The organism is Pseudomonas sp. S1_G07 (assembly GCF_054668565.1).
Map to the genome: position 1 here is coordinate 5,501,509 of NZ_CP162778.1, position 15,138 is coordinate 5,516,646.

Below are 15,138 nucleotides of genomic sequence, written 5' to 3' on the forward strand. Positions count from 1 at the left end.
ACGGGGACTCGGATCAAATCACCTTCCTAAACGGGGTCACGGAACGTGCCACCACTAACGGGTCCGCAGCTTCCCCTGGGTCAAGTTTTTTGACGGGGACTAAGCCTCCAAAAAGCCAGCGACCACTGTCCAGTAAGATCAGTGTAGAACGCAGTGTTTCTAATCCAATGGGCCGCGGAGCGCCGGGGAGGCGGTTTTTTAGGATTTCGATGTCCAGGTCTTTCTCCCTGAGCAGGGCTTTGAGCCTCTGAATCTCTCGCTGGTCGGCGGTAATCGCCTTGGCGCCTACCGGCGTCGAGCCCAAACGCTCTTTGCGTACCTGATCGACCCAACGACGCAAGGCGGTAGGGCCTATATCCAAACTGGCACACACCTCGGTAACCGGCTGGCCTTCGTCCAGCACCATGCTGGCAGCCTTGAGCTTGAACTCACTCGAATAAGATTTACGCATATCCAAACACCTCAGATTTGGGCGCCATCATAGCGCCCGATTGAAGTGTCCAAAATCATTAGGCCAGTTCACCCTCGCTCCTACAAAAAGCCTTAACTGAACGTCATCAGGGCTTGCCCGCTCACCATACCCATTGTGCTTCCACCCGGTCCCTGCCCGCCTGCTTGGCCGCGTACACCGCTGAGTCGGCGCGCAGCAGCAGCCCATCGACGTCTTCATCGATCCGCCAGCTGGCCACACCAAAGCTGGCGGTAACGACGCCCACCGTGGGCATCGGGTTATTGCGCAGCGACTGCCACAATTCCAGCGCCAGGATGCGGGCCTGTTCGCCATCGGTGTTGGGGCACAACACCATGAACTCCTCGCCACCCAAACGGCAGAAGACGTCGGTACGGCGCAAGCGTTGGCTGATGCGTTTGCATAATTCCTGCAGCACCCCATCGCCGACCGCATGCCCATGCTTGTCGTTGATACGTTTGAAGTGGTCGATGTCGAGCATGATCACCGACAATGCCCCGGATGTCCGGTTGAGCCGCGCCATTTCGATCTTGAGGCGGTCCTGGAAATAGCGACGATTATGAATCCCTGTCAGAGAGTCGGTAATCGACAGCGCACGCAGTTCTTCTTCCACCCGTTTGAGATCGGAAATATCCGACACGTAGCCATGCCACAGCGTCCCCCCGCCGGGCAGTTCTTCCGGGGTGGCCTCGCCGCGAATCCAGCGCAGGCCCCGTTGCGGCAAGAGCACCCGGTACTCTTCGCGCCAATGGCTCAACTGCAACGCCGACAACCGAATCGAGCTGCGTACCCGCTCCGCATCCAGGGGGTGGATACGCTCGAAGACCTGCTTCGCGTCCTGTTGCAATACCGCTGTTTCGATTTCATAAATGTCGCGCATGCCGTCGCTGGCATAAATGAAGCGCCAGTTGTTCTGGGGTTCCAGGGTGAACTGGAAGATACCGCCGGGCACATGGGCGCTGAGCTTCTTCAGCAGGCGATCGCGGGCCGCCAGCGCTTCGTAGGCACGCTTTTGCTCGGTGATATCCAGGTAGATCGCCAGGTAGCCGACCCACAACCCATGATCGTCGAGCAGCACGGTGGCCAACATCGTGACGGTCAATGGGCTGCCGTCCTGGCGAGTCAAGGTCCACTCACGGGCTTCGTGCAGGTTGTCGGGGCTTTCCACCAGCATCGCCTGGCTGGCGGGAATGTGCTTGCCCAGCGCCACGCTCAGGCTGGCCGAGCGCGTCTCCAGCTCCGAGGCCAGGTGCAGGCTTTCAAGGGTGAGCTTGCCCACCACCTGCTCGGCCGTGAACCCGAGCATGTGTTCGGCTCCGGCGTTGAACGTATTAATGACACCGCGCAAGTCGGTCGCAATGATCGCAACCTGGGTGGCGGCATTCAGCACGCTGCGCAATTGCCCGTGGGCACCGCGCAGCTCCTGCTCGCGCAGGCGTAACAGCGCGGTGCGCTGCGCCACCATTTTCAAGGCACGCTGGCGCTGGCTGACCAGCACGTAGAGCAAGGAGCCGAGCAACAGGCTGAGCAATCCGCCCATGGCCATAAGCGTGATCAACGAGGAACGGTTGGCCTGTTCGAACACCTGGCTCGGGCGCAGGGTCAGGACGTAGACATGGTCGCCCAAGGTGAGGCGGCGCATGGCGGTCAGGTCGCTGTCGGCCAAGGGATTGCTGGAGACGTACAACACGCGTTTTTGCAGGTCGGAGGTGTCGACGATCTGCATCACCAGGTTATCCCGCTCTGGCCTGGGTAAACCGTCGGCCACCAGTTGGCGCATGCTGATCACTGCCATCACGTAGCCATGGAACACCCTGGGGGAATGTTCGGAAACGACCGGCGCCACCAGTAACACCCCGGTAGCATAGGCGGGTTCTATGCCCACCAACTGCATCGGTTGGGACACCTCCAGCTTGCCGCTTGCTTGTGCGCGCTCAAGGACCGAACGCCGCAGGGGCTGGGCCAACAGGTCAAAGCCCAGGGGCGAGCCAAGCAGACTTTGCGTCTGGCTGTAGAGTACCGGCACATATTCATCGCGCTCGGGCGCTGGGGCCAACTCGCCGGCCGCGTTCAACTCACGGATCACAAAGCGCTCACCGAGCAGGCGGGACTGTTCTTGCTCAAACGGGCCGCGCTGCTCGCGCAACACCCGGGGTGCCCAGGCATAGGCACGGGTGCGCAACAATAAGGGCTGGGCGAAACCATCGAACTCTTCGCGGGACACATCGTTTGAGTTGACGAAAAACCGCCGCAGGCTGTTCAGGCGTTGCTCCTGGTCCTCGAAGCGCTCCTGCAGGCGCGCATACCGCTCGTTGACCAGCAACTGAAAGCGTTGGCGTACCTGTTGCTGGTAAAGATCTGACGTTGCCCAGGCGACGATGAGCGTCAGGGCACACCCTGCCAGGAACACCACTAATGCCACCAGCCAAGCCGACGCCTGTTCACTGATAAAGCCTAGGATTTTCGGGCGAACAGCTTGCAACGGCATAAGCAACACTCACAACGCCAGCGTGCGGGGGTGTCACTTTGGCTTGGCCTTAAGTTATAGCCATCGGCCCAGTATTTGACCAGCCAAAAGAACTGTAGGAGCGAGGGGACACCTAGTTCTTGCTCGCGAAGAACTTGAAGACGCCGCGTTTATTCAGAAAAAACGCGTCGATATTGAGTTTTTCGCGAGCAAGAACTAGGCGTCCCTCGCTCCTGCAGGGGGCTATCAGCGAGCGGTGATTTTCCACGCCCGGTGGATCTTGGCATTGCGCGCAAAATCCGGGTCGATGGTCTTGTCGCTGATTTCCTCGACCGCATAGCGTTCGCTGAGGTTGTCCTCAAGCGCGAACTTGCGGAAGTTGTTCGAGAAGTACAGCACGCCACCCGGTGCCAGGCGGGCCATGGCCAGGTCGAGCAACTGTACGTGGTCACGCTGAACGTCGAAGATGCCTTCCATGCGCTTGGAGTTGGAGAAGGTCGGCGGGTCGATGAAAATCATGTCGAACTCATCACGGCTGGCTTCCAGCCACGCCATCACATCACCTTGCTCCAGGCGGTTCTTGTCGGAGAAACCGTTGAGGGAGAAGTTACGACGTGCCCAGTCCAGGTAGGTCTTGGACAGGTCGACGCTGGTGGTGCTGCGCGCACCGCCCTTGGCGGCATGCACACTGGCGGTCGCGGTGTAGCAGTACAGGTTGAGGAAGCGCTTGCCGGCCGCTTCTTTCTGAATGCGCAGGCGCATCGGGCGGTGGTCGAGGAACAGGCCGGTGTCCAGGTAGTCGGTGAGGTTGACCAGCAGCTTCACACCGCCTTCGCTGACCTCGGTGAATTTGCCTTGGGCGCTCTGGCGCTCGTATTGCTTGGTACCGCTCTGGCGCTCGCGACGCTTGACCACCACGCGGTTCTTGTCGATGTTCAGCGCCTGGGGAATGGCGGCCAGGGCATCGAACATGCGCGCGGAGGCTTTTTCCGGGTCGATGGACTTCGGCGCGGCGTATTCCTGAACATGCACCCAGTCGTGGTACAAGTCGATGGCCATGGAATATTCCGGCATGTCGGCGTCGTACACACGGTAGCAATCCACGCCTTCACGCTTGGCCCACTTGCCCAGCAGCTTGAGGTTCTTTTGCAGGCGGTTGGCAAACATCTGCCCGCCTTCGCTCAAGCGCGCCTGCTCGACCACCGGGGCCGGGGCTGGCTTGATCGGGTTGCCGTTCTTGTTGTACTGACGCTCTTGCGGCTCGGCCGGAGCCTGGTCGTAAGCGGCCTGTTCGCGTTCGGCCTGGCGCTGTTCCGGGGTGCGACGCTCACCGGTGACGAACTGGTCCGGGTTGACCTTGATCAGCAGCAATTTGCACGGCAAGGCGCCGTTCCAGAATGAATACTGCTTGTGGCTGCGGATGCCCATACGCTTACCCAGGTCCGGCGCCCCGGTAAACACCGCCGCTTCCCAGCCCATGCACGCCTGGCGCAGACGCTCGCCGAGGTTCTGGTAGAGGTACAGCAGGCTGGCTTCGTCACCCAGGCGCTCGCCGTAGGGTGGGTTGCAGATCACCAGGCCTTTCTGGTTCTGGTCCGGGCGCGGCTCAAAGGTACCGACTTCGCCTTGGTACACCTTGATCCAGTGGCTCAGGCCTGCGCGTTCGATGTTATTGCGCGCGGGTTGGATCAGACGCGGGTCCGCTTCGTAGCCACGGATCCACAGCGGGGTTTTGTTCATGCCGATGGCCGCGCGCTCAGTGGCCTCGGCGTGCAGTTTTTTCCACAGCGCCGGGACATGACCCAGCCAGGTGGTGAAGCCCCACAGTTCGCGGTTGAGGTTGGGCGCCATGTCGGCGGCAATCATCGCGCCTTCGACCAGGAAGGTACCGACACCGCACATCGGGTCGGTCAGCGCGCCGCCTTCGGCAGCAATACGCGGCCAGCCGGCGCGGATCAGGATCGCGGCCGCCAGGTTTTCCTTCAGCGGCGCCGCACCTTGCTGCAGGCGGTAGCCGCGCTGGTGCAGGCTGTGGCCGGAAAGGTCAAGGGACAGAATGGCTTCGCCACGGTCCAGGCGCAGGTGGATGCGCAGGTCCGGGTTGATTTTGTCGATGGACGGGCGTTCGCCACTTGGCGTGCGCAGCTTGTCGACGATCGCATCCTTGACCTTCAACGCACCGAAGTGGGTGTTGTCGATGCCCGAGCCGTGGCCGCTGAACTCCACTGCCAGAGTACCGTCGCTGACCATGTGGTCGGCCCATTCGATATCCAGTACGCCATGGTAGAGGTCCTCGGCGTCCTTCATCGGGAAGCGCTTGAGCACCAGCAACACCCGGTTGGCCAGGCGTGACCAGAGGCACAGGCGATAGGCAGTTTCCATGTCGGCCATGCCGCGTACGGCCGAGGTGTGCTCCCGGGCTTCCTCAAGGCCAAGCCCGACGGCTTCCTCGATCAGCAGGCCTTCGAGGCCCTTGGGGCAAGTGAGGAAGAGTTCAAAACGGTCCGACATGGGGCATTCCAGGCTTTTCAGCAATAAATGAGCGGCGACGCATCACCGGCTCGGTTTTCAATCAAGCACTTTTCTTGAAGAGTGCTCGCGTGGCACGAATGTGCCGTCCCACCCCGCCTGACGGGCCCTTGGGCCTTTGGTGACGGGGCAGAGAGAACTGTTGGGTAACAATAAGAAAGCAACAAAAAGAAATATTCCGACCCTTCGTCGAATAATAACCGACAGCAACAGGAGGATATTCTCACTGGAGGATTAAACCCATCCTCTATGCAGGGTGCATCATAGCTGGCTTTGCCCAATAAATGGGGCGAAAAGCCAGGGCAGCTTATGGCTATAGCATCGTTATCGTTACGTGCTTATGACAAAACGATCATTGAATCCATGTGACCTATTGGTTAGAACTCAACACAGGTTGGCGCCGTAACGACGCTGACACATCGGCTCGCCACGCCGGCAGCGAGCCCACCAACGGCAGAAAAACTCTGCCCGGCCTCAGACGAGGCCGAAGGATATCAAGACAGTCAACAAGTGAGGGAAACACCCTATGAGAAGACTTAAGCGTGATCCGTTGGAAAGAGCATTTTTACGCGGATATCAATATGGCGTTCATGGCAAATCCCGTGAGCTTTGCCCATTTACTCTACCGTCGGTACGCCAAGCCTGGATCAACGGCTGGCGAGAAGGACGCGGCGACAACTGGGACGGTATGACTGGCACTGCGGGAATCCACAGACTCAACGAACTTCACGCCGTCGGCTAATCAAGGGCATTTAATTCCGACACCACCACGAATAGATAAGACTTAACCACGCACGCCCCATCCGGGCGGCGGGCTTCGGCCCAGGGGCTCCTTTATGGAGCCCTTTTTATTGGCCGCTGATCAAACGTTACGGGGCAGTGCAGCAATGGCATCCACCGCCTCACGAATCAGCGCCGGGCCCTTGTAGATGAAACCGGAGTACAACTGCACCAGGCTTGCGCCAGCGGCGATCTTCTCGGCTGCGTGCTTGCCTTCGGTAATGCCGCCCACCGCGATGATCGGCAGACGCCCGGCCAGCTCAGCGGCCAGCACCTTGACGATATGAGTGCTCTTTTCCCGTACCGGCGCGCCCGACAGGCCGCCCGCTTCATCGCCATGGGCCAGGCCTTCGACGCCGACACGGCTCAAGGTGGTGTTGGTCGCAATCACCGCATCCATACCGGAATCCATCAGGGCCTGGGCCACCAGCACGGTTTCTTCGTCGCTCATGTCCGGCGCGATCTTGATCGCCAGGGGCACGCGCTTGCCATGGCGCACCGCCAGGTCTTCCTGGCGCTGGCGCAAGGCTTCGAGCAGTTGCTTGAGGGAGTCGCCGAACTGCAGGCTGCGCAGCCCCGGGGTGTTGGGTGAACTGACGTTAACGGTGACATAGCTGGCGTGGGCATAAACCTTGTCCAGGCAGATCAGGTAGTCATCCACCGCACGCTCAACCGGAGTATCGAAGTTCTTGCCGATATTGATACCCAGGATGCCCTTGTACTTCGCCGCCTGGACCCGCGACAGCAAGTGATCGACGCCCAGGTTGTTGAAGCCCATGCGGTTGATGATCGCCTCGGCTTCCGGCAGTCGGAAGATACGTGGTTTGGGGTTGCCTGGCTGCGGACGCGGGGTCACGGTGCCGATCTCGACAAAACCGAAACCCAGTTGCGCAAAACCATCGATCGCCGCGCCGTTCTTGTCCAGGCCCGCGGCCAGCCCCACCGGGTTGGGGAAATCGAGCCCCATCACCGACACCGGCATTTTTGCCGGGGCCTTGCATACCAGGCCATTGAGTCCCAGACGGCCACCGGCGCCGATCAGGTCCAGGGACAGATCGTGGGAGGTTTCCGGGGAAAGTTTGAACAACAGCTGGCGGGCCAAGGTATACATGGGCGGGCTAGACTCGGATGGCGGCGAAAAGTGGTGGCGATTATAGCCGGGGTGGCCGTCCGCACGCGAGGCGTGCCATCCAAACGTCAATAGCGCTGTTGCACCAGCGCCTCATAACGCGCCCAGATCTTTTCCGCATAGCGCCTGCGCAAGGCGTCGCGCTCAGGCCCGGCACCCGTCCCCACGTTATAGGAACCCACCGCAGTCCAGTTGTAGCCAAAGCGCCGGATGAACTCGGCCAGTATTGAAGCCCCGACGTCCACCGAGAGGCAGGGCTCGCTCAACAGTCGCTCCTCGGTAATCCCCAGCTTGAGCAGGCGGGGCAAGTGGATGCTGTTGATCTGCATCAGGCCGATATCACGTGTACCGTTCCGGTTGGCGTGGTTCATCGCGTCGGCCCGATAACCCGACTCCACAGCGGCGATCGCCTGGAGCAATTCGGGCTCGATATCGTAGCGCCGGGCGGTTTCCTCCCAACAATAGGCCAGCGCCTGATTGCCGCTCATCCATACCCCGAGCACGAGGCCCGTGCACCAGCGCCTACCCATGGCTGACCTGGCCGCAGGCCGGACACACACGTTCAACGGCTCCGCTCTCCCTGGGAACATGCCGCGCCACCCTCACCGGGCAGGTAAAACGATACCCCCGCCCGTAAACCGTCTTGATCAACCCCTTGTCGGCGCCAAGGTGTTTACGCAGCGAGTAGATACAACGCGTCAGCGATTCCTCGGCGACCTCCCCCTGGGGCCAGGCCAGCCCCAGCAAGCGATCCTTGGTCATCAGCACACCGCCGGAAACCAGCAGCAAGCGCAACACATGCCACTCCTTGGGCGGTAGCTGAACCACCGAGCCTTCGCGGGTCAGTCGTCCGTCGTCATGCAGGGTCCAACAGGCAAACGTCAGCGCATTCGTCGTCAATTCATCATCCACGACGACCCTCTCCAACTCGGTTTTCGACTACTGACATTGACGTCCTTATTTACAGTGCTGGCTCAAGTGCCCACGTCATTACTATAAAAACCCGCCTTACGAGCCACGCTAGGAATAAGCTCATACATCCAGCGATTACTGGAGCAGCCCAGTAGGATAATTCCCCATTGCTAGCTTCCAGGCGCCTGCGCCGTGGTTGCGGTAAACCCACCTGCCCGATGCATGGGTCAGCCCCCTATTCACATGGAAGGTTCGCGCCCCGACCGTAAAAAAGCGCGCTGCACACGGTCGTGTTGCGCCGCAGTCAATGGCGGCGGGCCTCCCGCCCCCTCCACTTCATTCCCCACGGCCCGGGCCTGAATCACAAACAGGCGAACCTCAGCTGCGCGACCGGTCGCCGTACCGCGCCGCCGCTCATGGGCCTCACGGTTGAATGCGCCCAGCCACAAACGCTTGCCCTGCGGCACCCGCACCCCACTGTTGACGCCCACCCGCCCCACTGCCGTCGGTTTTGCGCGACGCCCGGTTTCACTCACCTGGCGGCCATCCATGATGTCGAGGAGCATCTCGATCCGATTCGCCTCGGCAAAGCGCGGTAGCACGCTGACCTGCGTGCCATAACGCACGGGTTTCCAATCGACCGAGTCGTCTCCGGGCGCTGGCAGATAGAAGGTTCGATTGTCCTGGAACACCGCCGGCACATTCTCCTGGGTGAGAATCACCGGCAACTGGAGCACTTTGGCTCGCTGACGGCGCTCCAGCGCGGCGAGCTGCAGCATCAAGCGATTATCGTCCAGCGGTTCCAGGATTCGCGTGATCGCGGTCCCGGCCTGTTTGTCCCAGGCCAGGTCCAGCTTCTCCAATTCGCTACGGTCAACGTCCACCAGCCACAACGACACTTCGACAGACCGCTTGGGTGTGTCCAGTTCCGCCACCAGTCGCTCGATGAAACTTACCTGCGCAGGCTTCCCCTTGACCAACAGGCTGTTGGTGTCCGGATAGGCGATCACCGCAAGGCTCTTGTCGGCCAGCGGGCCCTTCTGCTCGCTGGCCAGCAGGGTCTCGATCATCGACGCCATGCCCGGCACCGTGATCCGCTCTTCGCCCAGGGTGTACCGACGGTCCGCCACATGGGTATTGAGCACCTGGACCACGGCAAAAGCCTGAGTCCCCACGCGCAAGTCAGCCCGCTGGCGGTCCATCAGCTGGGCCAGGCGCAACACCCGGTCGACATAATTCGGCGGGCCGGCCGCATAGAACGTGCGCTCCCCACTTGCGCGCAAGGGGTAGCGTGATTCATCGAGGCCCGAGCGACGCATGAGGCTGCGAAACCTGTCAACGGTGATATGGCGCAGCGTCACCACCGAGCTTTTTGCCTCGCTGGCGTCATAAAGAAAAATCGCCTGCTCATCGCCGTACCAGATCAAGCCCTGTTGCAGCGCCAGCGTTTCCAGGGCTCGTTGCGGTGCATCGAGATCAAGGCTGCCCGTAAAACGTTTACGCGCCGCCTCGCGGCTCACCACCACGGGCACGCCCAAGGGCACCGACAAGGCAGTAAGGACGGTATGCAGGCTCTGCTCCCGCGCCTGGTAACTCTCGCCCCACGCCAGCGCATTGGCCGAGAGCAACGCAACACAAAGCAGCCAGCGACACAGCCAGGGGTGGGACAGCGTTGCGGGGAGGTCAGCGTGCACCGTGGGGTTCCTGAACAGCCTGGCCATAAGAAGCGGCCATACTGGGAGGACACACATTTTCAATCATGATGAAAATGTGACGGCTGGCGGCGCCACCCAGTCCGTGGCATGTGCCTTGCTATGCACTCTATCGCGGAGCACGCGCCAACGGCGGAGCGAGCTTACGGACAAGGGCGTCGTTACCCACAGTGGCCTTACATCGCCATCCAAGGGAACGACGCTTTTTTTTGGAAGAAAAGGTAGGTGTTGATGAACGATTCGGTTGGCAACAGCCCGACGAACGACCCGCTGGCATGGGTCAACGGCAGCGATGCCCCGGAAAAGAGCAGCCTCGACCTGGGCTTCATGGCCTTGAGCGATTGCGCTTCACTGGTGGTGGCCGCGACCCAGGGCTTCGCTCAACCCTATGGCCTGACCCTGAACCTCAAGCGCCAATCCTCCTGGGCCAGCCTGCGGGACAAATTGGTCAGTGGCGAGCTCGACGCCGCCCACAGCCTGTACGGCCTGATCTATGCCGTGCACTTGGGCATCGGCGGCGTAGCCCCCACCGACATGGCGGTGCTGATGGGACTGAATCAGAACGGTCAAAGCATCAACCTGTCCCATGGCCTGCAACAGCAAGGGGTGGTCACTCCTGAGGCATTGGACCGCCACGTGCACCAAAGCCGAACAAAACTGACCTTCGCCCAGACCTTTCCCACGGGCACCCATGCCATGTGGCTGTATTACTGGCTGGCGAGCCAAGGTATTCATCCGTTGCAGGATGTGAACAGCGTCGTGGTCCCCCCACCGCAAATGGTTGCGCACCTGCAAGCCGGGCGTATCGATGGCTTTTGCGTCGGCGAGCCCTGGTGTGCCAGTGCCGTGGCGCAAAACCAGGGCTTTACTCTGGCAACCACCCAGGCGATCTGGCCGAACCATCCGGAAAAGGTGCTCGGCTGCACCCAGGCGTTCGTCGACCAATACCCCAACACCGCCCGCGTGCTGGTGATGGCCGTCCTCGAGGCCAGCCGATTCATTGAAGAGAGCACGGAAAACCGCCGCTCCACCGCGCAATTGATCAGCGGCCGCGACTACCTCGACACCCCGCTCGACTGCATCGAACCGCGCCTGCTGGGGGCTTATGACGACGGCCTGGGCAATCACTGGCAAGACCCCCATGCCCTGCGCTTCTTTGCCAATGGCGAGGTGAACCTGCCGTACCTCTCCGACGGCATGTGGTTCATGACCCAGTTCCGCCGTTGGGGCCTGCTGCGCGAAGACCCGGACTATCAGGGCGTCGCCCGCCAGGTACAACAATTGGCGCTCTATCGCCAGGCGGCCGACGCCCTGGACATTCCCCCCCGCAATCAGGACATGCGCAGCAGCCAACTGATCGACGGCAAGGTCTGGGACGGCTCGGACCCGGCCGGCTACGCCCGCAGCTTCCGCCTGCATGCCCTGGCCGACCACACCAACCACCAGGCCTCGCGCTGACAGGAGCACTTTTATGCTGCGAATCCTGTTGATCAACGACACCCCGCGCAAGGTCGGACGCCTCAGAACCGCACTGATCGAGGCCGGCTTCGAGGTGATCGATGAGTCCGGCCTGACCATCGACCTCCCGGCCCGCGTCGAAACGGTGCGCCCGGACGTGATTCTGATCGATACCGAGTCACCGGGCCGCGACGTGATGGAGCAAGTCGTGCTGGTCAGCCGCGACCAGCCACGGCCGATTGTGATGTTTACCGACGAGCACGACCCTAATGTGATGCGCCAGGCCATCAAGTCCGGCGTCAGTGCCTATATCGTCGAAGGCATCCAGGCCCAGCGCCTGCAACCGATTCTCGACGTGGCCATGGCCCGTTTCGAAAGCGACCAGGCCCTGCGCGCCCAGCTCCAGGCCCGCGACCAGCAGTTGGCGGAACGCAAGCGCATCGAGCTGGCCAAGGGCATGCTGATGAAAATGAAGGACTGCAATGAGGAAGAGGCCTACACCCTGATGCGTCGCCAGGCCATGAGTCGCCAGCAGAAGCTGATCCAGGTGGCGGAGCAGATTATCGCCATGAACGAGTTGCTCGGCTGATTTGGCTCATCTCTTGCTAAACAATCATTACAGGTAACCAACGGCGGTTGCCCCTCCACGACAAAGACGTCGCACACCCGGTTTGCCCTCGCGAACCCGGTGGCGGCGTTTTTTCGTTTTGGCCCAGTCGAACTGGGCCGGTGGGGCGGCCTTAGCCGGCGGCTCCATCACCAGGCCTTCTTACAAGACTCCCAACCGTTGAGGTGCGTGATGAAATCAAGCTTCTGGAAATCCGGGCACACCCCGACCCTGTTTGCCGCGTTCCTGTATTTCGACCTGAGCTTCATGGTCTGGTACTTGTTGGGCCCGCTGGCGGTGCAGATCGCCGCCGATTTGCACCTGACCACCCAACAGCGTGGCCTGATGGTGGCGACGCCGATCCTGGCTGGCGCGGTGCTGCGCTTTCTGATGGGCATGCTGGCAGACAAATTGTCGCCCAAGACCGCCGGGCTGATTGGTCAGGTGATCGTGATCGTCGCATTATTCGGCGCCTGGAAACTGGGGGTTCACAGCTACGAGCAAGCTCTGCTGCTGGGGCTCTTCCTCGGTATGGCCGGCGCGTCTTTCGCCGTGGCGCTGCCGCTCGCCTCCCAGTGGTACCCGGCTGAACACCAGGGCAAGGCCATGGGGATTGCCGGTGCTGGCAACTCGGGCACCGTGTTCGCGGCGCTGTTGGCCCCCGTGCTGGCAGCGGCGTTCGGCTGGAGCAATGTCTTCGGCTTTGCCCTGATTCCACTGGTCCTCACGCTCGCCATCTTCGCCTGGCTCGCACGCAATGCCCCCGAGCGGCCGAAGGCCAAGTCCATGACGGATTACTTCAAGGCCCTGGGCGACCGTGACAGCTGGTGGTTCATGTTTTTCTACAGTGTGACCTTCGGCGGCTTTATTGGCCTGGCCAGCGCCCTGCCCGGCTATTTCAACGACCAGTACGGCCTGAGCCCCGTGACCGCAGGCTACTACACCGCCGCCTGCGTGTTCGGTGGCAGCCTGATGCGCCCACTGGGCGGCGCCCTCGCCGACCGATTCGGTGGGATTCGTACCCTGCTCGGCATGTACAGCATCGCGGCGATCTGCATTGCCGCCGTCGGTTTCAACCTGCCCAGCTCCTACGCGGCGCTGGCACTTTTCGTGTGCACCATGCTCGGTCTTGGCGCAGGCAATGGCGCGGTGTTCCAGTTGGTGCCACAGCGGTTCCGTCGTGAGATTGGCGTAATGACCGGCCTGATCGGCATGGCCGGCGGCATCGGTGGTTTCGCCTTGGCTGCGGGCATGGGCGCCATCAAGCAAAGCACCGGCAGCTACCAATTGGCCCTGTGGTTGTTCGCCAGCCTGGGCGTCCTGGCCTGGTTCGGTCTGCACGGCGTCAAGCGTCGCTGGAGAACCACCTGGGGTTCGGCCGCCGTGACCGCCGCACGCGTCTGATGAGCCTGCAACTGAGCGTCGCCCACGCCAGCGCCATCGGCCCACGGGCGGAAAACCAGGATGCGCTGCGGGTTGTCACCCCCGTGGCGGAACTGGCGGCGAGCAAAGGCTACCTGTGTGCCCTGGCCGATGGCGTCAGCCAATGTGCCGACGGTGGCCTGGCATCACGCTCGACCCTGCAGGCCCTGGCCCTGGACTACTACGCCACGCCGCAAACCTGGGGCGTGGCCCAGGCACTGGAGCGTTTGCTGCTGGCGCAGAATCGCTGGCTGCAGGCCAATGGCGGTGGCCAGCCGCTGCTGACCACCCTCAGCGCCCTGGTCTTTCGCGGCCAACGCTTCACCCTCGCCCATGTGGGTGATTGCCGGGTGTATCGCTGGCTGGACGGCGAGTTGCTGCGCATCAGCGAAGATCACGTGTGGGAACAACCGGGCATGCAGCATGTGCTCAAACGTGCCCTCGGCCTGGATCAGCACCTGGTGCTGGATTTCCTCGATGGCCAATTGCGCCAGGGCGAGTGCTTTCTGCTGCTCAGTGATGGCGTGTGGGCCACCCTCGGCGATCACAGCATCCGTGCGATCCTGCGCGAACAAGCCGATCTGGACCTGGCGGTAAACACCCTGGTCAACGCCGCCCATCTGGCCGGCAGCCAGGACAATGTCAGCGCGTTGCTGGTGCGTGTCGACACCCTGGGCGCGGCCACCCTCGGCGACGCCCTGGTGCAACTGCAGCAATGGCCCCTGCCGCCGCCCTTGAAGGCCGGGCAACACTTCGAAGGTTGGCAGGTGGAGGCCCTGCTGGCACAAAGCCGACAATCCTTGCTGTACCGGGTGCGCGATGCCCAGCAGCAACCCTGGCTGCTGAAAACCCTGCCCCTGAATCGCGACGATGACAGCGACGCCGGCCAGGCATTGCTGTCGGAAGAATGGTTCCTGCGACGAGTGGCCGGCCGCGCGTTTCCTGAAGTGCATGCAGCCAGTGGGCGCCAGCATTTGTATTACGTGATGCGCGAATATCCGGGGCAAACCCTGGCCGAGCTGTTCCGGCATCAGGGCCCATTGCCCCTGGCGCAATGGCAATCCGTGGCCGAACGCTTGCTGCGCGCCGTGGGCATGCTGCATCGACGGCAGATCCTGCACCGCGATATCAAGCCGGAAAACCTGCTGCTGGGCGACGACGGTGAATTGCGCGTGCTGGATTTCGGCCTGGCCTACTGCCCCGGTCTCTCGGAAGACCGCGCCCACGTACTGCCTGGCACTCCGAGCTTTATTGCCCCCGAAGCATTCAATGGCGACCCTCCTACGACCCAGCAGGATTTATATAGCGTCGGAGTCACCCTGTATTACCTGCTGACCGGGCATTACCCCTACGGTGAAATCGAAGCTTTCCAACGGCCCAGGTTCAGCCAAGCGGTCAGCGCCAGTCGTTATCGCCCTGACCTGCCGGATTGGTTGCCGCTGAGCCTGGAACGGGCCATCGCCGCTCAACCGGCACAGCGTTATGAAACCGCCGAAGAATGGTTACGGGTGCTGGAACAGGCTGATCGCCAGGAACTCAGCATTCGCCCCAGGCCGTTGCTGGAGCGAGAGCCGTTGAAGGTCTGGCGAACCCTGGCGCTGCTGTCGATGTTGATCAACCTGGTGCTGCTGTATTCACTCTTTCACAACTGAC

Annotated in this window: 12 protein-coding genes; 5 read left to right on the forward strand and 7 right to left on the reverse strand. The window is 61.7% G+C overall.

Features of this window, described 5'->3' with window-relative positions; all coding sequences use genetic code 11:
* Nucleotides 1–13: 13 nt before the first annotated feature.
* The 3 genes from AB4O05_RS25025 to rlmKL all read right to left on the reverse strand — a co-directional run bounded on the left by AB4O05_RS25025 (nucleotide 14) and on the right by rlmKL (nucleotide 5,447).
* Nucleotides 14–451 (reverse strand): transposase, encoded by a 438-nt coding sequence (locus tag AB4O05_RS25025; RefSeq protein WP_460135325.1) that lies wholly within the window; start codon nucleotides 449–451, stop codon nucleotides 14–16.
* 121 nt (nucleotides 452–572) lie between these two features.
* A complete protein-coding gene (locus tag AB4O05_RS25030) occupies nucleotides 573–2,957 on the reverse strand; it encodes a sensor domain-containing diguanylate cyclase (protein ID WP_460134762.1) in 2,385 nt (794 codons plus the stop codon).
* Nucleotides 2,958–3,182: 225 nt separating this feature from the next.
* Nucleotides 3,183–5,447, reverse strand: coding sequence for a bifunctional 23S rRNA (guanine(2069)-N(7))-methyltransferase RlmK/23S rRNA (guanine(2445)-N(2))-methyltransferase RlmL (rlmKL, locus tag AB4O05_RS25035; protein ID WP_460134761.1), 2,265 nt, complete (start codon nucleotides 5,445–5,447; stop codon nucleotides 3,183–3,185).
* A gap of 544 nt (nucleotides 5,448–5,991) precedes the next feature.
* Here rlmKL and rmf point away from each other — a divergent pair.
* Nucleotides 5,992–6,207 (forward strand): ribosome modulation factor, encoded by a 216-nt coding sequence (rmf, locus tag AB4O05_RS25040; RefSeq protein WP_002553055.1) that lies wholly within the window; start codon nucleotides 5,992–5,994, stop codon nucleotides 6,205–6,207.
* A gap of 120 nt (nucleotides 6,208–6,327) precedes the next feature.
* Here the strand turns inward: rmf and AB4O05_RS25045 are convergent, their stop codons facing one another.
* From AB4O05_RS25045 to sctC, 4 genes are all read right to left on the reverse strand, one after another.
* Nucleotides 6,328–7,356 carry a quinone-dependent dihydroorotate dehydrogenase gene (locus tag AB4O05_RS25045; RefSeq protein ID WP_460134760.1) on the reverse strand — a complete coding sequence of 343 codons (1,029 nt, stop codon included), beginning with the start codon at nucleotides 7,354–7,356 and terminating at the stop codon, nucleotides 6,328–6,330.
* Between the two features lie 86 nt (nucleotides 7,357–7,442).
* On the reverse strand, nucleotides 7,443–7,904 hold the full coding sequence (locus tag AB4O05_RS25050; protein WP_460134759.1) for a transglycosylase SLT domain-containing protein: 462 nt from the start codon (nucleotides 7,902–7,904) through the stop codon (nucleotides 7,443–7,445).
* Nucleotides 7,897–8,286: a winged helix-turn-helix domain-containing protein gene (locus tag AB4O05_RS25055; RefSeq protein WP_460134758.1), complete on the reverse strand. Its 390-nt coding sequence runs from the start codon at nucleotides 8,284–8,286 to the stop codon at nucleotides 7,897–7,899. Before AB4O05_RS25055 ends, AB4O05_RS25050 begins: the two co-directional genes overlap by 8 nt.
* 239 nt (nucleotides 8,287–8,525) lie before the next feature.
* The gene (sctC, locus tag AB4O05_RS25060) at nucleotides 8,526–9,980 is read right to left on the reverse strand and encodes a type III secretion system outer membrane ring subunit SctC (protein ID WP_460134757.1); all 1,455 of its coding nucleotides are present in this window, start codon (nucleotides 9,978–9,980) and stop codon (nucleotides 8,526–8,528) included.
* Nucleotides 9,981–10,229: 249 nt separating this feature from the next.
* Here sctC and AB4O05_RS25065 point away from each other — a divergent pair, with 249 nt between their 5' ends.
* The 4 genes from AB4O05_RS25065 (at nucleotide 10,230) to AB4O05_RS25080 (ending at nucleotide 15,137) form a co-directional block, all read left to right on the forward strand.
* Nucleotides 10,230–11,456, forward strand: a complete 1,227-nt coding sequence (locus tag AB4O05_RS25065) for a CmpA/NrtA family ABC transporter substrate-binding protein (RefSeq protein ID WP_460134756.1) — start codon at nucleotides 10,230–10,232, stop codon at nucleotides 11,454–11,456.
* A gap of 13 nt (nucleotides 11,457–11,469) precedes the next feature.
* The gene (locus AB4O05_RS25070) at nucleotides 11,470–12,045 is read left to right on the forward strand and encodes an ANTAR domain-containing response regulator (protein WP_460134754.1); all 576 of its coding nucleotides are present in this window, start codon (nucleotides 11,470–11,472) and stop codon (nucleotides 12,043–12,045) included.
* A 210-nt stretch (nucleotides 12,046–12,255) separates the two neighbouring features.
* Nucleotides 12,256–13,467, forward strand: coding sequence for a nitrate/nitrite transporter (locus AB4O05_RS25075; RefSeq protein ID WP_460134752.1), 1,212 nt, complete (start codon nucleotides 12,256–12,258; stop codon nucleotides 13,465–13,467).
* Entirely contained in the window at nucleotides 13,467–15,137 is a 1,671-nt protein-coding gene (locus tag AB4O05_RS25080; protein ID WP_460134750.1) for a protein kinase domain-containing protein, read from the forward strand. The genes AB4O05_RS25075 and AB4O05_RS25080 overlap by 1 nt, the downstream gene beginning before the upstream one ends.
* Nucleotide 15,138: the final 1 nt, after the last annotated feature.

Bases quoted from the DNA above. Each gene is read 5' to 3' on its own strand.
- AB4O05_RS25030 (WP_460134762.1), bottom strand. From the start codon at position 2,957: ATGCCGTTGCAAGCTGTTCGCCCGAAAATCCTAGGCTTTATCAGTGAA.
- AB4O05_RS25050 (WP_460134759.1), bottom strand. From the start codon at position 7,904: ATGGGTAGGCGCTGGTGCACGGGCCTCGTGCTCGGGGTATGGATGAGC.
- AB4O05_RS25045 (WP_460134760.1), bottom strand. From the start codon at position 7,356: ATGTATACCTTGGCCCGCCAGCTGTTGTTCAAACTTTCCCCGGAAACC.
- AB4O05_RS25025 (WP_460135325.1), bottom strand. From the start codon at position 451: ATGCGTAAATCTTATTCGAGTGAGTTCAAGCTCAAGGCTGCCAGCATG.
- rlmKL (WP_460134761.1), bottom strand. From the start codon at position 5,447: ATGTCGGACCGTTTTGAACTCTTCCTCACTTGCCCCAAGGGCCTCGAA.
- AB4O05_RS25070 (WP_460134754.1), top strand. From the start codon at position 11,470: ATGCTGCGAATCCTGTTGATCAACGACACCCCGCGCAAGGTCGGACGC.
- AB4O05_RS25075 (WP_460134752.1), top strand. From the start codon at position 12,256: ATGAAATCAAGCTTCTGGAAATCCGGGCACACCCCGACCCTGTTTGCC.
- AB4O05_RS25065 (WP_460134756.1), top strand. From the start codon at position 10,230: ATGAACGATTCGGTTGGCAACAGCCCGACGAACGACCCGCTGGCATGG.
- AB4O05_RS25080 (WP_460134750.1), top strand. From the start codon at position 13,467: ATGAGCCTGCAACTGAGCGTCGCCCACGCCAGCGCCATCGGCCCACGG.
- rmf (WP_002553055.1), top strand. From the start codon at position 5,992: ATGAGAAGACTTAAGCGTGATCCGTTGGAAAGAGCATTTTTACGCGGA.